The organism is Leifsonia sp. fls2-241-R2A-40a (assembly GCF_030209575.1).
Classification (GTDB): Bacteria; Actinomycetota; Actinomycetes; order Actinomycetales; family Microbacteriaceae; genus Leifsonia.
Map to the genome: position 1 here is coordinate 2,453,522 of NZ_JARVRS010000001.1, position 21,428 is coordinate 2,474,949.

21 protein-coding genes are annotated in these 21,428 nt (G+C 71.3%); 13 read left to right on the plus strand and 8 right to left on the minus strand.

Annotated features, from left to right (window positions below):
• Window positions 1-445 precede the first annotated feature (445 nt).
• The gene (locus QRN40_RS12205) at window positions 446-1,609 is read right to left on the minus strand and encodes a low temperature requirement protein A (protein WP_285115918.1); all 1,164 of its coding nucleotides are present in this window, start codon (window positions 1,607-1,609) and stop codon (window positions 446-448) included.
• The gene (locus QRN40_RS12210; protein ID WP_285115919.1) at window positions 1,606-2,034 is read right to left on the minus strand and encodes an Lrp/AsnC family transcriptional regulator; all 429 of its coding nucleotides are present in this window, start codon (window positions 2,032-2,034) and stop codon (window positions 1,606-1,608) included. The genes QRN40_RS12205 and QRN40_RS12210 overlap by 4 nt, the downstream gene beginning before the upstream one ends.
• 127 nt (window positions 2,035-2,161) lie before the next feature.
• On the opposite strand from QRN40_RS12210, the gene pdhA reads away from it, so the two are divergent.
• The 5 genes from pdhA to QRN40_RS12235 are packed head-to-tail and all read left to right on the plus strand — an operon-like array spanning window position 2,162 to window position 6,851.
• Window positions 2,162-3,310, plus strand: coding sequence for a pyruvate dehydrogenase (acetyl-transferring) E1 component subunit alpha (gene pdhA, locus QRN40_RS12215; RefSeq protein WP_285115920.1), 1,149 nt, complete (start codon window positions 2,162-2,164; stop codon window positions 3,308-3,310).
• The gene (locus QRN40_RS12220) at window positions 3,307-4,371 is read left to right on the plus strand and encodes an alpha-ketoacid dehydrogenase subunit beta (RefSeq protein WP_285115921.1); all 1,065 of its coding nucleotides are present in this window, start codon (window positions 3,307-3,309) and stop codon (window positions 4,369-4,371) included. The genes pdhA and QRN40_RS12220 overlap by 4 nt, the downstream gene beginning before the upstream one ends.
• A complete protein-coding gene (locus tag QRN40_RS12225) occupies window positions 4,368-5,738 on the plus strand; it encodes a dihydrolipoamide acetyltransferase family protein (protein WP_285115922.1) in 1,371 nt (456 codons plus the stop codon). The genes QRN40_RS12220 and QRN40_RS12225 overlap by 4 nt, the downstream gene beginning before the upstream one ends.
• Before the next feature lie 9 nt (window positions 5,739-5,747).
• The gene (locus tag QRN40_RS12230; RefSeq protein WP_285115923.1) at window positions 5,748-5,870 is read left to right on the plus strand and encodes a hypothetical protein; all 123 of its coding nucleotides are present in this window, start codon (window positions 5,748-5,750) and stop codon (window positions 5,868-5,870) included.
• Between the two features lie 30 nt (window positions 5,871-5,900).
• The gene (locus tag QRN40_RS12235; RefSeq protein WP_285115924.1) at window positions 5,901-6,851 is read left to right on the plus strand and encodes a DMT family transporter; all 951 of its coding nucleotides are present in this window, start codon (window positions 5,901-5,903) and stop codon (window positions 6,849-6,851) included.
• Between the two features lie 12 nt (window positions 6,852-6,863).
• Here QRN40_RS12235 and QRN40_RS12240 read toward each other — a convergent pair whose 3' ends face one another.
• Complete coding sequence (locus QRN40_RS12240; RefSeq protein WP_285115925.1) at window positions 6,864-7,445, minus strand: nitroreductase family protein; 582 nt, start codon at window positions 7,443-7,445, stop codon at window positions 6,864-6,866.
• Entirely contained in the window at window positions 7,445-7,870 is a 426-nt protein-coding gene (gene msrB / locus QRN40_RS12245; protein WP_285115926.1) for a peptide-methionine (R)-S-oxide reductase MsrB, read from the minus strand. Before msrB ends, QRN40_RS12240 begins: the two co-directional genes overlap by 1 nt.
• A gap of 182 nt (window positions 7,871-8,052) precedes the next feature.
• On the opposite strand from msrB, the gene QRN40_RS12250 reads away from it, so the two are divergent.
• From QRN40_RS12250 to groL, 4 genes are all read left to right on the plus strand, one after another.
• On the plus strand, window positions 8,053-8,364 hold the full coding sequence (locus QRN40_RS12250; RefSeq protein ID WP_502878917.1) for a DUF3263 domain-containing protein: 312 nt from the start codon (window positions 8,053-8,055) through the stop codon (window positions 8,362-8,364).
• Between the two features lie 21 nt (window positions 8,365-8,385).
• On the plus strand, window positions 8,386-8,943 hold the full coding sequence (locus QRN40_RS12255; protein WP_285115929.1) for a LytR C-terminal domain-containing protein: 558 nt from the start codon (window positions 8,386-8,388) through the stop codon (window positions 8,941-8,943).
• Window positions 8,944-9,111: 168 nt separating this feature from the next.
• Entirely contained in the window at window positions 9,112-9,315 is a 204-nt protein-coding gene (locus QRN40_RS12260; protein ID WP_115695343.1) for a cold-shock protein, read from the plus strand.
• Window positions 9,316-9,560: 245 nt separating this feature from the next.
• Window positions 9,561-11,180: a chaperonin GroEL gene (gene groL, locus QRN40_RS12265; protein WP_285115930.1), complete on the plus strand. Its 1,620-nt coding sequence runs from the start codon at window positions 9,561-9,563 to the stop codon at window positions 11,178-11,180.
• A 199-nt stretch (window positions 11,181-11,379) separates the two neighbouring features.
• Here the strand turns inward: groL and QRN40_RS12270 are convergent, their stop codons facing one another.
• Both QRN40_RS12270 and QRN40_RS12275 read right to left on the minus strand, forming a co-directional pair.
• The gene (locus QRN40_RS12270; protein ID WP_285115931.1) at window positions 11,380-13,083 is read right to left on the minus strand and encodes a sensor histidine kinase; all 1,704 of its coding nucleotides are present in this window, start codon (window positions 13,081-13,083) and stop codon (window positions 11,380-11,382) included.
• Window positions 13,084-13,160: 77 nt separating this feature from the next.
• Window positions 13,161-13,853, minus strand: coding sequence for a response regulator transcription factor (locus QRN40_RS12275; RefSeq protein ID WP_018191755.1), 693 nt, complete (start codon window positions 13,851-13,853; stop codon window positions 13,161-13,163).
• Window positions 13,854-13,957: 104 nt separating this feature from the next.
• Here QRN40_RS12275 and QRN40_RS12280 point away from each other — a divergent pair, with 104 nt between their 5' ends.
• From QRN40_RS12280 to QRN40_RS12295, 4 genes are read left to right on the plus strand one after another with little or no spacing between them, the layout of a single operon-like run.
• The gene (locus QRN40_RS12280) at window positions 13,958-15,178 is read left to right on the plus strand and encodes an NAD(P)/FAD-dependent oxidoreductase (protein ID WP_285115935.1); all 1,221 of its coding nucleotides are present in this window, start codon (window positions 13,958-13,960) and stop codon (window positions 15,176-15,178) included.
• Entirely contained in the window at window positions 15,132-16,100 is a 969-nt protein-coding gene (gene folP, locus QRN40_RS12285) for a dihydropteroate synthase (protein WP_502878918.1), read from the plus strand. Before QRN40_RS12280 ends, folP begins: the two co-directional genes overlap by 47 nt.
• Window positions 16,093-16,845: a pyrimidine reductase family protein gene (locus QRN40_RS12290; protein ID WP_285115937.1), complete on the plus strand. Its 753-nt coding sequence runs from the start codon at window positions 16,093-16,095 to the stop codon at window positions 16,843-16,845. Before folP ends, QRN40_RS12290 begins: the two co-directional genes overlap by 8 nt.
• Entirely contained in the window at window positions 16,832-17,707 is an 876-nt protein-coding gene (locus QRN40_RS12295) for an aminoglycoside phosphotransferase family protein (protein WP_285115938.1), read from the plus strand. Before QRN40_RS12290 ends, QRN40_RS12295 begins: the two co-directional genes overlap by 14 nt.
• A 147-nt stretch (window positions 17,708-17,854) precedes the next feature.
• On the opposite strand, the gene QRN40_RS12300 is transcribed toward QRN40_RS12295, so the two are convergent.
• Together QRN40_RS12300 and QRN40_RS12305 are read right to left on the minus strand one after the other, a co-directional pair.
• Window positions 17,855-19,498, minus strand: coding sequence for a DNA repair helicase XPB (locus tag QRN40_RS12300; RefSeq protein ID WP_285115939.1), 1,644 nt, complete (start codon window positions 19,496-19,498; stop codon window positions 17,855-17,857).
• 44 nt (window positions 19,499-19,542) lie between these two features.
• Window positions 19,543-21,408: a helicase-associated domain-containing protein gene (locus tag QRN40_RS12305; protein WP_285115940.1), complete on the minus strand. Its 1,866-nt coding sequence runs from the start codon at window positions 21,406-21,408 to the stop codon at window positions 19,543-19,545.
• Window positions 21,409-21,428 lie beyond the last annotated feature (20 nt).

Consider the following 21,428-nt stretch of genomic DNA (forward strand, 5'->3'; position numbering starts at 1 on the left):
TTGCAGACGCTCCGCGCTCGGGCAACTGCTCCGGCCGTCGCGCCGTCGCGCCCTCGCGCGTGCTGAACGGAGGACATCCCGTCCCTCCCGTGCGCCATCTCGTCCCTTCGCTGCATCCGTCGGCGTGCCGCGCGCCATCTCCTCCATTTCCGACACGGCGGCGGCCCTGGCGGAAAGGGAGGAGTTCCGTGCCGGCGCGCCGGCGGATGCAGCGAAGGGAGGAGCTTGCGGCTCGATTCGCTGCGAACTCCTCCGTCTCGGCTGGGCCGCCCGACGCGTTGCACGCCATTCCTCCGTTTTCGACCCTGGCGGTGGCGGCGACGAAAGGGAGGAGTTCCGTGCCGAAACGCCGAAGAACGGAGCGGAAGGGAGGAGGTCGCGGCTGGATTCTGCGGGCATCTCCTCCGTTTTCGACCGCGGGGGTGCGGACGGTGCGATGCTTCCGTCAGGCGCGCGCCGCGCGCGCCCGCCGGCGCGCCGACACCTCGGCGTGCGGGATCACGTAGCCCAGCGCGACGACCGCGCACGCGACCGTCGCCGCCGCCGGGACCACCACGCCGATCGGCACCAGCAGCAGCGACAGCACCACCGCAGGCACGCCCCACCGCAGCACGACCGGCCACGGGTCGCCGTACCGGCGCGAGATCGCCGCGTTCGTCGCGTAGTAGAGGGCGATCCCTCCGCCGAGGCACACGGCGAGCGCGGGCGGCAGCGGCTCGAACGGATGCGCGATCGCCTCGGCGAGCGCAGCGGACACCGCGGTCACCCCGGCGAGCAGCACGAACGGCAGGAAGGCGACCGTGTCCCGGATGCCGCGCACGTCCCGCCGCTCACGCAGCCGCACCAGCCCGGCCTGCATCGCATCAACCCCGAACAAGAAGAAGGACCACGCGAGGAGGGCGACCGTCACGAGCCCGAGGAACCCCACGACGCCCGCCGCGACCGTCCACGCCTCCGACACCGCCGCGACCATGCTGAGCACCGACTCGCCGAGCACGATGATGACGAGCAGGCCGAAGCGCTCCGACAAGTGCTCGACGTTGAGCGTCTCGAACCGCCCCGACGACCAGCGCGACGCCGTCGTCACCAGTAGGATCACCTCGAGCGCGATCGCGACCGCCCACAGCACGTACCCGGCCGGCTCCGGCACCCAGATCGACACCAGCCACAGCACCGCCGTGAACCCGTTGTACGACGAGATGCGGATGCGCGACGCCACGCCGTCGCGCCAGGAGAGCCGCATCCACACCGCCAGCAGCACGATCCGGATGGCGGCGTTCCCGGCCGCGAACAGCCATGCGCGCTCGCCGATCGCCTCGGGGGCGGCGACCGCCATCGCCCCGACCGCGAACATCGCCGCGAGCATCACCAGCGACAGTCCGCGACGGGTGAGTTGGGGCGAGACGTCGACGACGAACGTCAGGTTGGCCCACGACCACCAGACCGCGGCGAAGAGCGCCAGGAACACACCGATGGCCGCGAATCCGGGATGCGCGTGCAGACCGTGCGCGAGCTGGCCGACGAGCGCGACGAAGATCAGGTCGAAGAACAGCTCCATCCAGTCGGCCCGCGAGGGGTCGCGATCGCTGACGGGGAGCCGGATGGTCATCGCTGGTCGTGGTCCTCGAACACCAGCGACGTCTTGGTGTCGCGCACCGACGGGATGCTCGTCAGCTCTTCCAGCACCACGCGCCGGAGATCCTCGTTGTCACGGGCTCGCACCAGCAGGATGACGTCGAAGTCGCCGCCGGTGAGGGCGAAGTGCTCGACCTCGGGGATGCTCTGCAGCCGGTCGCGCAGGTCGTGCCAGGCCGCCTGCTCCACGCGCATGGTCACGTACGCGGACGACGTGCGGCCCGACAGCCGCGGGTCGACCTTCGCCGTGAAGCCCGTGATCACGCCGTCCGAGACCATCCGCGCGACACGGGCGTAGGCGTTGGCCCGCGAGACGTGGGCGGCCTCCGCGACCGCCGTGATGGAGGCGCGGCCGTCGGCGCGCAGAGCGTCCAGGATGCGCACGTCGATGTCGTCCATGGTGCTGGACAGTCTGGCACCGAACGAGCCGCCGCGCATCCATTCGTCTCGACTCCGCGGCACCCGTAGCGCGGGACGTCCGTCGAAGTCATCCTGATGATGAGCGACGTCTTTCAAAGGAGAACGGATGCACGCCGACGCACCGCTGCGCGCGGACGACCTGCTGCCGGGCGAGACCCCGCTGCGGCTCATCGACCAGGACGGCACGGACGATCCCGCCGGATCCGCCGCGATCGACCCCGCCCGCCGCCCGGACGCGGACACCCTCCGCGACGGCTACCGTCGGCTGGTGCTCGCCCGCCGCCTCAACGACCAGGCCGACGCGCTCGTGCGTCAGGGCCGGCTCGCGGTGTACCCGTCGTCGCACGGCCAGGAGGCGTGCGAGATCGCCGCGGCCATGGTGCTGGGCGAGCAGGACTGGATGTTCCCCACCTACCGCGACACCGTGGCCGTGATCGCCCGCGGCGTCGACCCGTTCGAGGCGTTCGTGCTGCTGCGCGGCGACTGGCACTCCGGCTACGACCCGACCGAGTACCACGTGGCGCCGCAGGCGACCCCGCTCGCCACCCAGCTGCTGCACGCGGTCGGCTTCGCGCACGCGGCACGGATGCGGGGAGAGGACACCGTCGTGCTCGCGATGTGCGGCGACGGCGCCACCAGCGAGGGCGACTTCCACGAGGCGCTCAACTTCGCGGCGGTCTTCCACCTCCCGGTCGTCTTCTTGGTGCAGAACAACGGTTTCGCGATCTCCGTTCCGCTCAGCCGGCAGACGGCCGCGCCGAGCATCGCGCACAAAGGCGTCGGGTACGGGATGCGCGGCCGGCTGGTCGACGGCAACGACCTCGCCGCCCTGCTCGCCGTGCTCGGAGAGGCCGTCGACGAAGCGCGCGAGGGCGGCGGTCCGACCCTCGTCGAAGCGGTCACCTACCGGATCAAGTCGCACACGAACGCCGACGACGCGACCCGCTACCGCACCCAGGACGAGGTGGAGCCGTGGCTCGCCCGCGACCCGCTGCTGCGGCTGCGCACTTGGCTGACCGCGCAGGGAGCGCTGACCGACGGTGACGACGCGGAGGCCCACGCCCACGCCGAGCGGGTGGCCGCCGACCTCCGCACGGCGATCAACGCCGATGCGGAGCCGCATCCCGAGGACCTGTTCGCCCACGTCTACGCCACACCCACGCCGCAGCTGCGCGAGCAGGCGGAGCAGCTCGCCGCCGAACGTGCCGCGGCGCGCACGAGCACAGAGACCAGCACAGAGGAGGCCGCACGATGACCCTCATGCACGACGCACCCGCCGACCGGGACGCCGACTCCGCCGCTGCGCGCACCGCCGCGCCCGCCGCATCCACCGCCCCCGTCACCATGACGATGGCGCAGGCGCTCAACCGAGCCCTAGCCGATGCGCTCGCCGCCGACCCGTCCGTGCTGGTCTTCGGCGAGGATGTCGGAACCCTCGGCGGCGTCTTCCGCATCACCGACGGACTGACCGCGCGCTTCGGCGAGGACCGCTGCTTCGACACCCCGCTCGCCGAGGCCGGCATCGTCGGCACCGCGGTCGGCATGGCCATGAACGGGATGCGCCCGGTCGTCGAGATGCAGTTCGACGCGTTCGCGTACCCCGCCTTCGAGCAGATCGTGGATCACGTCGCCAAGATGGGCAACCGCACCCGCGGCCGGATGCGCCTGCCGATGGTCGTGCGCATCCCCTACGCGGGCGGGATCGGCGGGGTGGAGCACCACTCCGACTCGTCGGAGGCGTACTACGTGCACACTCCCGGCCTCACGGTGGTCTCGCCGACGACGCCGCAGGACGCGTACGGCCTGCTGCGCGCCGCGATCGCGCATCCCGACCCGGTCGTCTTCCTCGAACCCAAGAAGCTGTACTGGACGAGCGGCGACGTGGACACCTCCGCCCCACTGCCCGAGATCGGTCGCGCGCGCGTCGCGCGGGAGGGCACCGACGCCACGCTGATCGCGTACGGACCCTCGGTACCCGTCGCGCTCGCCGCGGCGGAGGCCGCGGCCGAGGAGGGACGCAGCATCGGCGTGATCGACCTGCGCTCGCTGGTGCCGTTCGACGACGAGACCGTCTGCGCCGCCGTCCGCCGGACCGGCCGCGCGGTCGTCATCGCGGAGGCTCCCGGCTTCGCCAGCATGGCCGCGGAGATCGCGGCCCGCGTCTCGGAGCGCTGCTTCCACCACCTCCTCGCGCCGGTGCGCCGGGTGACCGGCTTCGACACCCCGTTCGCGCCGCCGAAGCTCGAGCGGTTCTACCTGCCCGATGTCGACCGGGTGCTGGATGCGGTGGATGCGCTGCAGTGGGAGGACGCATGACCGCGCGGGTCTTCACCCTGCCGGACCTCGGCGAGGGTCTCACCGACGCGGAGCTGGTCCACTGGCTGGTCGCCGTCGGCGACACGGTCACGACCGACCAGCCGATCGCCGAGGTCGAGACCGCGAAGTCGGTGGTCGAGGTGCCGTCCCCGTACGCCGGCCGCGTGGCCGCGCTGCACGGCGAGGAGGGCGACGCCATCCTCGTCGGGGCGCCGCTGATCGAGGTCGAGGAGGAAGCTGCGGAGGCGGTGGAGGCGGCGGTCGCCGCCGAAGCGCCGAACGCTGCGTCGAGTGGGTCCGGTCAGGTGCTGGTCGGCTACGGCACGACGACGCACGCCGGCCGCCGCGCCCGCGTGTCCCGCGCATCGACCCTCACGGCTGAGCGCCCGCCTGCGGCGTCGCCTGCGGCCGCGCCCGCTGCGCCGGCCGTGGCGTCCTCCCGGGTGGTGCCGGTCGTCTCACCCGTAGTCCGCACTCTCGCCCGCAGCCACGGCATCGATCTCGCGACGCTGCGGCCCAGCCGCCCGGACGGCGTGGTCACGCGCAAAGATGTCGAGGCCGCCTTCGCGACCGCACCGACCTCGCACGTCGCCGCATCTCCGTCCGCTCCCGCGGAAGCTCCGCCCTCCGGCACCGACCAGCGCACCGGCCTCGCCGTCCGCGACAGCGTCCCGTTCTCGCGCCTGCGCCGCACGGTGGCCGAGACGATGACGCGCAGCCGCTCCGAGATCCCCGAGGCGACCGTGTGGGTGGATGTGGACGCCACCGACCTCTGGGACGGCCGCCGCCGCCTCGCCGGCTCCGGCCGCGCCCCGTCGTTCCTCGCGTTCGTCGCCCGGTTCGCGCTCGCGGCGCTCGCGCGGCATCCCGAACTCGCGGGACGCGTCGCGCCCGACGGCACCGGGCTCGTCACCTTCGACGGCGTCAACCTCGGCTTCGCCGCCGACACCGACCGCGGGCTGCTCGTCCCGGTGGTCCGCCGAGCCGATCGGCTGTCCGTCCGCGAGCTCGACGCCGAACTCGACCGCCTGGCCCGCGCCGCGCGGGAGGGGACGCTCCCGCCCGCCGACCTCGCCGGCTCCACCTTCACGATCAACAACTACGGCAGCCTCGGCGTCGACGGCAGCGCGGCGATCATCAACCACCCCGAGGTCGCCATCCTCGGCCTCGGCCGAGCCATCGAACGGCCGTGGGTCGTGGACGGCGCGATCGTGCCCCGCCGCATCCTGCAGCTGTCGCTGGTGTTCGACCACCGGGTGACGGACGGGGGAGTGGCCGCCGGGTTCCTGCGCGAGATCGCGGACGCGATCGAGTCGCCGCTCGGGTACCTCGCCGACCTCCCTGGCGGCGCGGAGACCCGAGCGTAGGGTGACGGCATGAGCGACAAGAAGAACGACGACGACTACGACCTGAGCGTGGAGAAGGAGGTCGCGCCCGAGGAGAACAGCGACTGGCTTCCTCACCCGGAGCCCACCGACGGCGACGCACCTGCGCCCTGACCGCCGCCGGGCGGCCCTAGGCTTGCAGGAGTGACACCTCGTTCGTTCCCGCTCTGGCTCGCCCTCGTCATCGCCCTGTTCTGCGGCGCGCTGGTGGCGCTGCAATCCCGGATCAACGGCGAGCTCGGCAGCCGGCTGGGCGACGGGTTCACCGCGGCCGCGATCTCCTTCGGATCCGGTCTGATCATCCTGACGGTGGCGCTCGCGATCGCCCCCGCGGGCCGTCGCGGCCTCGCGCGCATCCGTGAGGCGCTCCGCAGTCGCGCTCTGCGCTGGTGGTACGTCCTTGGCGGAGCGGCCGGCTCGTTCCTGGTGCTCTCGCAGGGGCTGACCGCCGCCGCGCTCGGCGTCGCGCTGTTCACCGTGGCCGTCGTCGCGGGCCAGACGATCAGCGGGCTCGTCCTCGACCGCGTAGGCATCGGGCCGGGCGGTCGCCGCCCCCTCACAGCGGCCCGGCTGGTCGGTGCGCTGCTCGCCCTCGTCGCGGTGACCTGGGCGGTGTCGGCGCAGTTCGGCGGCAGCGCCCCGGTCTGGCTCATGCTGCTGCCGTTCATCGCCGGACTCGGCACGGGCTGGCAGCAGGCCGTCAACGGGCAGGTGCGCTCCGTCGCCGAGAGCGCCCTCACGGCGACGTTCATCAACTTCGCCGTCGGAAGCACCGTGCTGGTGGTCCTGATGCTCGGACGCTGGGCGGTCGCCGGACTCCCGAACGCACTGCCGAGCGAGCCGTGGCTCTACATCGGCGGGTCGCTGGGCTGCGTCTTCATCGGCGTCACCGCGCTCCTCGTGCGCATCACCGGGGTGCTGCTGCTAGGCCTCGCCACGGTCGCCGGGCAGCTCGCGGCTGCGCTGCTGCTCGACCTGCTGCTCCCGACCGCGGGACACACTCTCGCGTTCTCCACCATCGGAGGGACGCTGCTCGCGATCGTCGCCGTCGGCATCGCCAGCATTCGCTGGGGCCGGCGACGCGTCCCGGCCTGAGCACGCCGGCGCTCAGTCGAGCGTCGTGAGGAACCGCTCGGGGTCGATCACCTTCCGGTGACCTTCCTTGCTGTCCGCGGGGATGCCGCCGACGTACAGCCAGCCCAGCAGCCGCTCGTTCTTCGCCAGGCCGTGCATCGTGTGCACCGCCTTCGACCGCGTGTGGTGGCCCGTGCGCCAGATCACACCCCAGCCCGCGTCGTGCAGCAGCAGGCTCAGGATGTGCGCCACACCCGACGCGACCGCGTCCTGCTCCCAGCCGGGCACTTTCTCGCTCTTCGTGCGGACCGACACGATGGCCAGCAGGAGAGAGGAGCGCAGCGGCTTCGACGCCAGCTTCTCGGCGTCCGGGCCGCTCAGCCTCGCATCCTTCACGAAAGCGTGCCCGAGCCGGACGCGGGCATCGCCGCGGAGCTCGATGATCCGCCAGGGATGCAGTGCGCTGTGGTCGGCGACGCGGCCGGCCGCCGCGACCAGCGGCAGCAGCTCCTCGTGCGTCGGCGCCGCCGGGGTCACCCGCGAGTACGACCGCCGGGCCGCCACCCGGCCGGGCAGATCCCCGATCGCGGCCGCGCTGCCCGCGCCGTCGGCCATCAGGCCTCCGGCGTGAAGTTCAGCGAGATCGAGTTCATGCAGTAGCGGTCGCCGGTCGGGGTGCCGAAGCCGTCGGGGAAGACGTGGCCCAGGTGCGATCCGCAGCTCGCGCAGCGGACCTCGGTGCGCACCATCCCGAGGCTGTTGTCCTCAATCAGGTTCACCGCTTCGGGGCGGATCGACTCGTAGAAACTCGGCCAGCCGCATCCCGAGTCGAACTTCGTCCCGGCCTGGAACAGCTCGGCACCGCACGCCGCACAGGTGTAGAGGCCGGCGCGGCTCTCGTCGAGCAGCTCGCCGGTCCACGGCCGCTCGGTGCCTGCCTCCCGCAGCACCGCGTACTGCTCGGGGCTGAGCTCCTGGCGCCACTCGGCGTCGCTCTTCGCGACCGTGTAGCCGTCCTGGGTGGTGTCGTTCTGTGCCATGCCACTCCCTTTCGTCCTCTCCAGACTAAACGGGGGCGTCCCCTCATCTGTTCCCCGTCTCCTCGTGCGACGTGCCGCGGCGAAACGGGCAACACACAGGGCCAGCGCCCTAGGATGATCCGCGAGCGCGGGGCGCGACCGGCATGCCGGCCATCGTCCGGCATCCGTGACGAGGGAAGGCGGTGCGCGTGACCCGGTCAGCCGACGGACGGCCTTCCGCCGCCCGCGAGTCCTCCGACACGGACCAGCTGAGCGATCGGGATGCCGCGATCCTCGCGTTCGAACGCCAGTGGTGGCGGCACGCCGGAGCCAAGGAGCAGGCCATCCGCGAGGAGTTCGGTCTCTCGGCGGCTCGGTACTATCAGTTGCTCGGCGCGCTGATCGACCGACCGGCCGCGCTCCGCCACGACCCCATGCTCGTCAAGAGGCTGCTGCGGCTGCGCGAGGCGAGGCTGGCCGCACGACACGCACGGACCCTCCCGTCCGGCGACTGACCCCAAGGACCGCATCCCCCGATGGCAGAGAAGTTCCCCCGCGACCGGTTCGACGAGATCCCCGACGACCTCCAGCGCATCGGCGCGCACAGGGCGCCCCGCCCGCGGGGCCGCGCCTGGATCGCTGTGGGCTGGGCCGCGCTGGCCACGATCGTCCTCGTGGGCGCCGGTATCTTCGGACTCTCTGTCGTGAACGGCAACATCTCGTTCCACGGTCCGTCGGCCACTCCGAGCACGACGGCGGGGACGCCGACACCGACCGCCACACCGACGCCGACGATCGTTCCGACCGTGAACCCGGCGCTCAAGGTGAATGTGCTGAACGGCACTGCGACGGAAGGACTGGCGAAGACGGTCGGCGACAAGCTGACCGCGGCCGGATGGACCGTGGCCGCCCTGGCGAACGCCGACAAGACCGACCTCGCCGAGACGATCGTGTACTACGGGAACCCCGCCAACCAGGCCGCTGCGCTGGGCGTCGCGCAGTCGCTTCCGGGCGCGACCATCCAGCAGAGCAACGCGTTCGATGACACCGGCGCCGACATCACCGTCGTGGTCGGCGCGAACTACCAGGGCTGAGCCCGCGCGCATCCGCCGCATCCCCTGTGTTTCAGGCGTGTTTAACTTTCGCCTCATTTCGCAATCGATTCACGAAATCGCTGGCGTGGACAGGTATTCCAAGCATTAGGATCGTGATTCAACGCGCGGCGTCGGATCGCGCGAGCGACACAGCAATGGGAGTAATGCATGGCGAACGGGACCGTGAAGTGGTTCAACGCTGAGAAGGGCTACGGCTTCATCACCGTCGAAGGTGGGGGACAGGACGTTTTCGTTCATTACTCCGCGATTGATATGGCGGGATACAAGGTTCTCGAAGAGGGCCAGCAGGTCGTGTTCGAGGTCGGCTCCGGGCAAAAGGGCCCGCAGGCCGAGTCGGTGCGGCTGGCCTGACAGCGATAGAGCAAGTACGGAGCGCCGTCCCTCGCCAGGGGCGGCGCTTCGTTGTTCCTCCGTATCGCGTACCTCGGTCGCAGGCTCCCTCGGCGCTGGGGTCGCGGCATCGCTCCGCGCTGCCCCTAGCTCCACCGCGCGCCTTGCACTCGATCACCGCGAGTGCCAGAATCGCTTTAGCACTCCATCTGATCGAGTGCTAATAAACGGAATCTTCGCAGACGTCCGGGAGGGACGAGAAACACATGGCAAAGATCATTGCTTTCAACGAGGACGCGCGCCGCGGCCTCGAGCGCGGCCTCAACACCCTGGCCGACACGGTCAAGGTGACGCTGGGCCCGCGCGGTCGCAACGTCGTCCTCGAGAAGAAGTGGGGCGCCCCGACCATCACCAACGACGGCGTCTCCATCGCGAAGGAGATCGAGCTCGACGACCCGTACGAGAAGATCGGTGCGGAGCTCGTCAAGGAGGTCGCGAAGAAGACCGACGACGTCGCAGGTGACGGAACGACCACCGCGACCGTCCTCGCCCAGGCCCTCGTCAAGGAAGGCCTGCGCAACGTCGCAGCCGGCGCCGACCCCATCACCCTGAAGCGCGGCATCGAGAAGGCCGTCGCGGCCGTCACCGAGGAGCTCGTCGCCTCCGCCAAGGAGGTCGAGACCAAGGAGGAGATCGCGGCCACCGCGTCCATCTCCGCCGGCGACACCACCATCGGCGAGATCATCGCCGAGGCGATCGACAAGGTCGGCAAGGAGGGCGTCGTCACCGTCGAGGAGTCGAACACCTTCGGCACCGAGCTCGAGCTGACCGAGGGCATGCGCTTCGACAAGGGCTTCCTGTCGCAGTACTTCGTCACCGACCAGGACCGCCAGGAGGCGGTGTTCGAGGACCCGTACATCCTCATCGCCAACCAGAAGATCTCCAACATCAAGGACCTCCTGCCGGTCGTCGACAAGGTGATCCAGGCGGGCAAGCAGCTCCTCATCATCGCGGAGGACGTCGACGGCGAGGCCCTGGCCACGCTGATCGTCAACAAAATCCGCGGCATCTTCAAGTCCGTCGCCGTCAAGGCTCCGGGCTTCGGCGACCGCCGCAAGGCCATGCTGCAGGACATCGCCATCCTCACCGGTGGCCAGGTCATCTCCGAGGAGGTCGGCCTCAAGCTCGAGAACGTCACCCTCGACCTGCTCGGTCAGGCCCGCAAGGTCGTCATCACCAAGGACGAGACCACCATCGTCGAGGGCTCCGGTGACCCGGAGACCATCGCCGGTCGCGTGCAGCAGATCCGCAACGAGATCGAGAACACCGACTCGGACTACGACCGCGAGAAGCTCCAGGAGCGCCTCGCCAAGCTCGCCGGTGGCGTCGCCGTCATCAAGGCGGGCGCGGCCACCGAGGTCGAGCTCAAGGAGCGCAAGCACCGCATTGAGGACGCCGTCCGCAACGCGAAGGCCGCCGTCGAGGAGGGCATCGTCGCCGGTGGTGGCGTGGCCCTCATCCAGGCTGGCAAGACCGCGTTCGAGAAGCTCCAGCTCACCGGTGACGAGGCGACCGGCGCCAACATCGTCAAGGTCGCCATCGAGGCTCCGCTGAAGCAGATCGCCATCAACGCAGGCCTCGAGGCCGGCGTCGTGGTCGAGAAGGTCCGCAACCTCCCCGTCGGACACGGCCTCAACGCCGCGACCGGCGAGTACGTGGACATGCTGGCCTCCGGCATCAACGACCCGGTGAAGGTCACCCGCTCGGCGCTGCAGAACGCTGCGTCGATCGCCGGCCTGTTCCTCACCACCGAGGCCGTCGTCGCCGACAAGCCCGAGAAGAACCCGGCGCCCGTGGGCGACCCGGGTGCGGGCATGGACTTCTAAGTCCGACCACTCCACAAGAGGGCGTCTCCCATCGGGAGGCGCCCTCTTCGCGTCTCCGCCCTTCGCATTCCGACTGCGGACATCGAGTGGTCGCAACACGCCCCATGGGCACCGGCCATAACGGCGTGTTGGGCCCACTAGATCAGCGGGAGCGGGTGGATGCCGCGGCGCGCCCGCGGCGCGCGAAGCGCGCGGCGCGCTACGCGGTGAGCGGCTTGGGGGCGGCGGGGGAGTCCGCCAGCGGCAGGGAGACGCGGAAGGTCGCGCCCCCGCCGTCCGTGTCGACGACGTCGACGGTGCCGTTGTGCGCCGCGACGATCGACGAGACGATCGCGAGGCCCAGGCCGCTGCCGCCGGTCTCGCGGGCGCGCGACGTGTCGGCGCGCCAGAAGCGCTGGAAGATCTTCTCCCGGATCTGCGGCGGGATGCCCTCACCGTGGTCCCGCACCTCCAGGACGGCGCGCTCCGTGCGGTGGTCGACCTGCACGGCGATCTCGATCGGGCTGCCCTCCGGCGTGTAGCGCAAAGCGTTCCCGACGAGGTTGGTCACCACCTGGCGCAGCTTGTTCTCCTCGGCCAGGACGATTGCGGGCTCGGTCGGCTCGGGATGCGCGAGCACGATCTTCTCGCCGGTCGTGACCGGCAGCGACTCCGTCGCGCCTCGGCGGCCGCGCCCGCGGCGCAGGCGCGCCAGGGCGCCGCCCGCGAAGGCGATCGGGCCCGTCGCGTTCGACGGACGGGAGGCGGACTCGGGGATCGTCATCGGGACGGTGTCGACGCCCGGCTCGAGCTCGTCGTCCTCGTCGGGTGCGACCGCCGCGGGCGTGAGCACGCTCACCACGCGGCCGGGGGAGCCGGCCATCGCATCCATGGCGGCATCCTGCGCGATCTTCACCAGGTCGACGCGGCGCACGTCCAGCGGCTTGGTCTCGTCCAGGCGGGCGAGCTCGAGCAGGTCCTCGACGAGGATGCCCATGCGGATCGCTTCCTTCTCGATGCGGTCCATCGCCTGCGCGACGTCTTCGGGGGTCTGGAGGGCGCCCATCCGGTACAGCTCGGCGTAGCCGCGCAGCGACACCAGCGGGGTGCGGAGCTCGTGGGAGGCGTCCCCGACGAAGCGGCGCATCTGGTCGATGGTGCGCGCGCGGTCGCTGAACGCCCGGTCGATGCGGTTCAGCATCGTGTTGAGGGAGCGGTTCAGCCGCCCGACCTCCGTGTTCGGAGTGGCGCCGCCGAGGCGCTGGCTGAAGTCGCCGTCGGCGATCGCGGCGGCCGTCTGCTCCACTTCGCGCAGCGGCGCGAACGTCGTGGTGACGAGCATCCGGGTCAGGCCCGCGCCGACGATGATGACGATGACGCCGAAGCCGAGGAAGATCGCGAGGAAGCTCGCCAGCACCGTGTCGATCTGGGAGGTCGTGGTCGCGACGATCGCCGTGGCGAGCTCGCCCGTCCCCGCGAACGTCTGCGTCGTCGCCAGCGCGCGGTAGGTGGTGCGGCCGTCGTTGCTGTGCAGCGTGAACCCGCCGGGCGGCATGCCCTTGGCTGCCGAGAGCGTGAGGCTGGTCGGGATGTCCGGACGGTGCGCGTGCGGGATGTTCGTCCAGTTCGTCTTCACCAGCTTGCCGTTGCTGTCGTACAGCGCGGCGAAGTAGTCCGACGGGCTCGCGTCGGTGGCGATCTGGTCCTCGTCGGCGGTCGACTTGAAGAGGTAGGTGTTCAGATACGACGCGCCGGAGGCGGCCGAGAGCTGCGCATCCAGCTGGTCGAGCAGCACCGGCTTGAGCATCGCCATCGTGCCGATTCCGGTGACGAGGAGCCCGAGGGTCAGCATGAGCACCGTCACGCCCGTGATCTTCGTGCGCAGGGAGATCGCGTTCCAGCGGTCGAGCAGGCGTGAGTGCATCAGGCCGTCAGTCTATGCAGCGGATGCTGTGCCGGGCATGTGCGCGCGGTGTGCGCTCACATGCCCGGCGGCGCATCTCAGGCCTTGGCGGCCTTGAGCATGTACCCGAATCCGCGCTTGGTCTGGATGAGCGGCTCGCTCGAGTGTGCATCCACCTTCCGGCGCAGGTAGGAGATGTAGGACTCGACGATGCCCGCGTCGCCATTGAAGTCGTACTCCCAGACGTGGTCGAGGATCTGGGCCTTCGACAGCACGCGGTTGGGGTTGAGCATCAGGTAGCGCAGCAGCTTGAACTCGGTCGGGCTGAGCTCGATCGGGGTGTCGCCGACGAAGACCTCGTGGGTGTCCTGGTCCATGGTGAGCTCGCCGGCGCGGATGACCGCATCCTCGTCGGCCTGCATCGTGCGGCGCAGGATGGCCTTGATGCGGGCGACGATCTCGTCGAGGCTGAACGGCTTGGTCACGTAGTCGTCGCCGCCGACGGTGAGGCCGGTGATCTTGTCCTCCGTGTCGTCCTTCGCCGTGAGGAAGAGGATCGGCGCCGTGTAGCCGGCGCCGCGGAGTCGCTTGGTGACGCCGAAGCCGTTCATGTCCGGCAGCATGACGTCGAGGATGATGAGGTCGGGCTCCTCTTCGAGGACCGCGGAGATCGCCTGAGCGCCATTCCCGACCGCGCGCACGGCGAACCCGGCGAAACGGAGGCTGGTGGTGAGGAGGTCGCGGATGTTCGGCTCGTCGTCGACGATGAGAATGCGGGGTCCTGCGTTCATGCGAACTAGTATCTGCGCGTCGGCTGGGTCTTACCTGTGAGCAGTCGGTGTGCGGTGAGTGGGCAGGTCTGGCGCGCGCAGTACGAACGGTGGATGCTGAGGTCATGTCGAAACCCACCGTCGTCATCGCGGGCGCCGGGCTCGCCGGCGCGACCGTCGCCACAGAGTTGCGGGAGCGCGGTTTCGACGGGCGCATCCTGCTTCTCGGTGCGGAGGAGCATCACCCGTACATCCGCCCGCCGCTGTCGAAGGAGTACCTGAAGGGCGAGGGCGGCATCGACCAGGCGGACGTGCATCCTGCCGCCTGGTACGCCGACAACGCGGTCGAGTTCCTGCCCGGGATCGAGGCCGGGTCGTTCGAGCCGGTGGCCCACGAGCTGTTCGTGTCGGAGGGCGGCCGGATCACCTACGACAGCCTGGTTCTCGCCACGGGCGCCCACGCGCGTCCGCTCGGCGTCCCCGGAAGCGGGCACGACGCGGTCTTCGCGCTGCGCACCCGGGAGGACTCGACGCGGCTGCGGTCGGCGATCAAGCCCGGCGGGCGGCGCGTGGTGGTGGTCGGGTCCGGCTGGATCGGCCTGGAGGTCGCCGCGGCGGCGCGCCGCTACGGCAACCACGTGACCGTCCTCGGGCACTCGGCCGTCCCGTTGAGCCGTTCCATCGGCCGCGAGCTCGGGGGCCTGTTCGAGCGGCTGCACCGAGAGCAGGGCGTCACGTTCCACAACGGCGCATCGGTGGTGGGCGTGGACGCGGGCGCGGAGCAGGCGGTCGTGCTGGCGTCGGGGGAGCGCATCCCGGCTGATGTGGTGGTCGCCGGGGTCGGAGCGGTGCCGAACACGCTGGTCGCGGAGCGGTCCGGTGCCCGGGTCGCCGACGGCATCCTCACCGATCGGGGGATGCGCGCGAGCATCGAGGACATCTATGCGGTCGGCGATGCGGCCGACCCGTTCCTCCCCGCCATCGGCCGCCACCTGCGCAGCGAGCACTGGGCGAACGCGATCACGACGGGGAAGGTCGCCGCCCACGCGATCCTCGGCGAGCGCGCGTCGTACGACGACATCCCGTACTTCTACACCGACCAATACGATCTGGGCATGGAGTTTTCGGGCTATGCGCCGCTCGCAGCGGGCGCTCGCGTCGTGTACCGCGGCGACGTGGAGTCGCGCGAGTTCATCGCGTTCTGGCTGCGCAACGACCGGGTGGTCGCCGGGATGAACGTGAACGTGTGGGACGTGCAGGACGACATCCAGCGCCTCATCCGCTCCGGCGAGCGCGTGGATGCCGAGCGTCTCGCCGACGAGAGCGTCGACCTTGCCGCCCTCTGACGCGGACGGGTCGGCGACGCACGTGCCGTACCTGCCGCCGCTGCGCATCCCGGTCCGGACGATCGGAGCTCGCACCTTCGACTTCTCGCGGCAGGTGGCCGTCATGGCCGTGGTGAACCGCACGCCGGACTCGTTCTTCGACCAGGGCCGCACCTACGCGTTCGACCGGGCGGTGGATGCGTGCTTCGAGGCCGTCGCACTGGGCGCCGACTGGGTGGACATCGGCGGTGCGCCCTTCGCGCCGGGCGACCCGCTGCCGGTGGAGGACGAGATCGAGCGCGTCGTCCCCGTTGTAGAGGCGCTGCGCGCTGGGTCGGATGTGGTGATCTCCGTCGACACCTTCCACTCCAGCGTCGCCCGCCACGCCCTCGCCGCGGGCGCGACCGTCATCAACGACACGACCGGCCTGAGCGACCCGGAGCTCGCGCCGGTGGTCGCGGACAGCGAGGCGACGCTCGTCATCACGCACAGCCTCGCGCAGCCGCGGCGACCCTACCCGCGCCCGCACTACGACGATGTGGTGGCCGAGGTGTCCGCGTTCCTCCTCGACCGGGTGGAGCGTGCGATGGCCGCCGGGGTGCCGGAGGAGCGGATCATCATCGACCCCGGCCACGACCTCAACAAGAACACCCTGCACTCGCTGGAGCTGACCCGCCGCTTCGCCGAGATCGCCGACCTGGGGTTCCCCGTGCTCGCCGCCGTCTCCAACAAGGACTTCATCGGCGAGACCCTGGATGCTCCGCGTGCCGAACGCCTCGAGGGGTCGCTCGCGGCCGCCGTCATCAGCGTGATGAACGGCGCACGCATCGTGCGGATGCACGACGTCCGTGCCTCCGTCGCCGCCATGAGGATGACGGAGGCTGTGCTGGGCCTTCGTGAACCCGCCTACCTCAAGCACAACATGGGAGACGTGAATGACTGAGCCCGCCATCCATCGGTTGTCCCCGCTGCCGTCGCAGACCGAGCTGAGCGACGACGACATCGCGGGCCTGTACCAGGAGGGCGCGGGCGATCCGTGGCTGCGGGTGAACTTCGTCAGCAGCGTCGACGGCGCGGCGACCCACCAGGGGCTCTCCGGCGGACTGTCCAACGACGTGGACGGGCGGGTGTTCGAACTGCTGCGGCGGCTGTGCGACGTCGTGCTGGTCGGCGCCGGGACGGTCCGGGCGGAGGGCTACGGCGCGATGCGCGTGAACCCCGTCTCGGCGCGGGTGCGCAGCGGGGCCGGCATGACGGCGCATCCCGTCTTCGCGATCGTGTCGGCGGGGCTCGACCTCGACCCGCGCAGCTCGATCTTCGAGGATGCGCCGGAGCGCCCGATCGTGCTGACCACCGAGCTCGCGCGGCCGGAGGCGCGCGAGGCGCTGTCCGAGGTGGCCGACGTGGTGGTCTGCGGACGCGAGCGGGTGCAGGCGGAGCGAGGACTGGCGGTGCTGCACGAGCGCGGGCTGACGCGTATCCACTGCGAGGGCGGTCCGCACCTGTTCGCCGACCTCATCGCGGCGCGCGCCGTGGACGAACTGTGCCTGACGATCAGCCCGCGTCTCGAGGGCGGAACCGCGTCGCGCATCGCCACGGGAGCAGCCCCCATCATGCCGCTCGGGCTGCGGCTGGCGCACACGCTGACGGGAGACGACACCCTGCTGCTGCGGTATGTCCGGGCGTGAACTCCGGCCGCACATCGACGCCGCCCTGGTCCGCCGGCTGGTCGACGCGCAATTCCCGCAGTGGCGCGGGCTGCCCCTCCACCCGGTGCCGCACGACGGATGGGACAACCGGACCTTCCGCCTCGGCGACGAGCTGAGCGTGCGGCTGCCGAGCGCGGAGGGATACCGCGAGCAGGTCGCCAAGGAGCAGCACTGGCTGCCGCGGCTCGCCCCGCTGCTGCCGCTGCCCATCCCGCAGCCCGTGGCCGAGGGCGCGCCGGTGGACGAGTACCCGCTGCCGTGGTCGATCTACCGCTGGCTGCCGGGCACCCCGGTGGTGCTGCTCGGGGACGTGTCCCGGGATGTTGCGCTCGCCGAAGCGATCGGGCGCTTCCTCGTTGTGTTGCGCTCCGCGCCGGTCGAGGGCGCGCCCGGACCGGGGACGCACAACTTCTTCCGCGGCGCACCGCCCGACGTGTATGGCGAGGAGGCGCTCGCCGCGTTCCCGGTGCTGGGCGCCGACGCGGACCGCGCGCGGGACCTGTGGGCGGAGGCGACCGCATCCCGCTGGGAGGGCCCGCCGGTGTGGTTCCACGGCGACGTCGCGCCCGGCAACCTGCTGGTGGATGCGCGGGGCGTGCTGACCGCCGTGATCGACTTCGGCATCTCCGGCGTCGGCGACCCCGCGTGCGATCTCGTTCCGGCGTGGACGATGTTCGAGGGCGCGGCGCGCGACGCCTTCGTCGACGTCGTCGGCGTCGGCCTCGACGAGGCGACCTGGGCGCGCGCCCGCGGCTGGGCGCTCTGGAAGGCCGCGATCACCGTGCGCGACCGCCCCGCCGACGCCGAGTCGCGCGCGACGCTCGCGCGCATCCTGCGCTGAGCGGCGTGGTGCTCCTCGCCACCTCGCGCAGGGGCACCAGCTGACCCGAGATTCGTGACGAATGTGCGTCATTCGTCACGAATAGCGGGCATTCGGCACGAAACGGATCGCGGGTGGGCGAGCGGGTGGATGAGGGAGCGCGCTCTCCTACGCCGCCTGCAGCGCGTGCGCGTCGAGAATCGTGTACGAATAGCCCTGCTCGGCGAGGAACCGCTGGCGGTTCTGCGCGAAGTCCTGGTCGACGGTGTCGCGGGCGACCAGCGTGTAGAAGTTCGCCGACAGTCCCGACTCCTTGGGCCGCAGCAGCCGGCCGAGGCGCTGGGCCTCCTCCTGACGGCTGCCGTACGAGCCGGACACCTGGATCGCGACGGTCGCCTCGGGCAGGTCGACCGAGAAGTTGGCCACCTTGCTGACCACGAGGACCTTGGTGCGGCCGTCCCGGAACTCCTGGAACAAGCGCTCCCGCTCATCCACCGGGGTCGCGCCGGTCAGCTTCGGCGCGTCCAGCGCCTCCGCGAGCTCGTCGATCTGGTCGAGGTACTGCCCGATGACGAGGATGCGCTCGCCCTCGTGCCGGTCGACCAGCTGCTGGACGATCTCGAGCTTCGCCGGCGCCGTCGCGGCCAGCCGGTAGCGCTCGTCGTCGGGGGCGGCGGCGTAGCTGAGCCGCTCCGACGGCGGAAGGTCGATGCGCACCTCGTAGCAGGCGGCCGGGGAGATGAAGCCCTGGGCCTCGATCTCCTTCCACGGGGCGTCGAAGCGCTTCGGGCCGATGAGGCTGAACACGTCGCCCTCGCGACCGTCCTCGCGCACCAGCGTCGCCGTCAGCCCCAGTCGGCGGCGGGCCTGCAGCTCGGCCGTCAGCTTGAACACGGGAGCCGGGAGCAGGTGCACCTCGTCGTAGACCACGAGACCCCAGTCGAGGGCGTCCAAGAGCGCCAGGTGGGCGTACTCGCCCTTCCGCTTCGCCGTGAGGATCTGGTACGTCGCGATGGTGACCGGCTTGACCTCCTTCACCTGCCCCGAGTACTCGCCGATCTCCTCCGCCGTCAGCGTCGTGCGGCGCAGCAGTTCGTCGCGCCACTGGCGCGCCGACACCGTGTTCGTCACGAGGATGAGCGTGGTCGTCTTCGCCGTCGCCATCGCGCCGGCGCCGACGAGCGTCTTGCCCGCGCCGCAGGGGAGCACGACGACGCCGGAGCCGCCGTCGAAGAAGTTGGAGACCGCCTTGCGTTGGTAGTCCCGCAGCGCCCAGCTGTCCTCCTTGAGGCCGATCTCGTGCGGAGTTCCGGGCGTGTAGCCGGCGAGGTCCTCGGCCGGCCAGCCGAGCTTCACCAGCTCCTGCTTGAGCTGGCCGCGCGCCCACGCCTCCACCACGAAGGTGTCGTCGTCGCGGCGCTCCAGCAGCAGGGGTGCGATGCGCTTGGCGCTCGCCACCTCGGTGAGCACCGCCAGGTCGGTGGAGCGCAGCAGCAGCGTCCCCTCGTCATCGCGCTCGATGACCAGCCGGCCGTAGCGGGCCACGGTCTCCGAGACATCGACCGAGACGGTCTGCGGGATGGGGAACTTGGAGTACCGCTCCAGCGTCCCGAGCATGTCCTCGGCCGTGTGCCCTGCGGCCCGGGCGTTCCACAGTCCCAGTCGCGTGATGCGATAGGTGTGGATGTGCTCAGGAGCCCGCTCCAGCTCGGCGAAGACGGCGAGGTCGTGGCGTGCGTCCTCCGCCTCCGGGTGCGCGACCTCGAGCAGGACGGTGCGGTCGCTCTGGACGATCAGGGGGCCATCAGACATAGCTCACCAGCCTACGCCCTGCCGGTGGGGAGACGGCCGTGAGGTCAGGAGGCGGGCGCGGGGCGGACTCCCTGGATGCTGGAGAGCGGAAGCGTCCGCTCGATGTCCGCCGCGCGGTCGCGGCCGCGCAGGCGTCCGCCGCCCACCCCGGTCGGCTCGAGCAGGTAGTCGACGACGGTCCCGTCCGGCATGGCCACCTCGACGATCACCGTCTGGCGCGCCTTGACCGCGGTGTCCAGTTGCCGGGCCAGCCACCGCTCACCCGTGTCCTCGCCGGCCTCCGATTCCGCCTGGCGCAGGCGGGCCACCAGTTCGGCGTCCCGGTCGGCCGCCTCTGCGGCATGGGGATGCGCCACGCGCTGCCGCTGCAGCGTCACCTCGCGGCCGTCGGCGTCCTCGGCGACCACCGGGTACCGCGCGTCGCTCAGCGCCCAGAACACCACATCCCGCGGGTACCGGCTCACCAGCTCGCCCTCGCGCGTCGGCGACAGCCGCAGCGACCCGAGCGCCTGGTCGACCTGGATGGACCGCAGCAGCGTGGGGTCGGCCGACCGCACAGCCGAGCGGACGCCTTCGCCCTCCGCGTCGTGCACGCGCACGCGTCCGTGCCGCTCGGCGGCGTCGGCGATCACGTAGTCGAGCGGCTGCGGCAGACCGGTCAGCGAGATCGCCGTCAGGAACTCGCGGATGCCCTCGGCGGTCTCCCCGGCCGTGAGCGCGCGGTCCACGGACGCGGCCGACAGCCGGAAGGTGCTGGCGAGCGCTCGCGACTCAACCTCCGCGATCCCGCGCAGGCGCGACTCGATCTCGGGTGCCAGCGGTCCGGGGGAGACGATCGTGAGATCGTGCTGCAGGTACACCCGGTCGACTTCGGCCGGGAAGAGAGCCGTCATGACGGCCGTCGCGGCGTCCGCGCCGTCCTCGACCAGCGCCGTGCCCGCCGAGGACGGCGCCTGGTGCGCCGTGACCCCGAGCCACTCGGCCAGGCGGGTGTGCGCATCCACTCGCCGCTGCGCCTCCTCGACGGCGGCGGGATACAGCCACGCGACGTGCTCGCGCAGGCTCTCGCCCCACGCGGCGCGGCTGCGCAGGGCCAGGAGGGCGCGGACGTCGGCGGGAAGCGCATCCAGCCACGCGGCGGCGAGCGCGCGCCAGCGGTCCGGCGTGGGGGAGTGCGTCCACGCCGCGGCGTCGTCGGTGGGGAGCCACATCCCGTCGTCCACCGCGACCAAAACGGCACGCTCCGCGGCCGAGAGCGCCACGGGGACCAGGTCGGCTTCCACCGACAGCGCCTCCGCGAGTCGCTTCACCGCAGGGAGCGCGAGGCCGCCCTTCTGCAGCCGCCGTGCGCCCTCGCGGGTCAGTTCCGCGAGCAGCTCGGACACGGCGGTGACCGCCTCGAACGCGCGCTCCGCTGCCAGCCGGTCGGTGAAGCGGCTCTCGGTGTCGGGAACCGGCGCGAGCGCCGGCGGCGGGGGCGCCGTCAGTAGCTCGGCGGCCGAGGGGAGACCGGCGGAGGGCCACGACCCGAACTGCGCCGTGACGGCGTCGTAGACGGCGGCCCCGTCTTCGGTGGGATGCACGAGCAGCAGGTGTGCCAGATCGTCCAGCAGGCCGGGCGCCGCGGCGCCGTCGACCCCCGACGTGGCGGGTTCGGCCGCGAGACGCGCGGCCAGCTCAGCGGCCGAGAGTGGGGCACCGGCCCGGCCGAGGACGACGAGAGCGCCCAGGTGCGTGCGGTCGAGCGGGGTCAGGGCGCGCTGGAGCGAGTCGGCGTCGAGGAGGGCGTCTGCGAGGTCGAAGAAGTCGCCGGTGCCGGTGCGGCGGTAGGTGCGGCGGTGGAGCGCGGCGACGAGCGCGGCGTCGTCCAGCTCCCGCAGTCGCGCTGCGAGAGCGAGCGTGGTCGTCATCGCGGGGTGCCGGCCGTCGC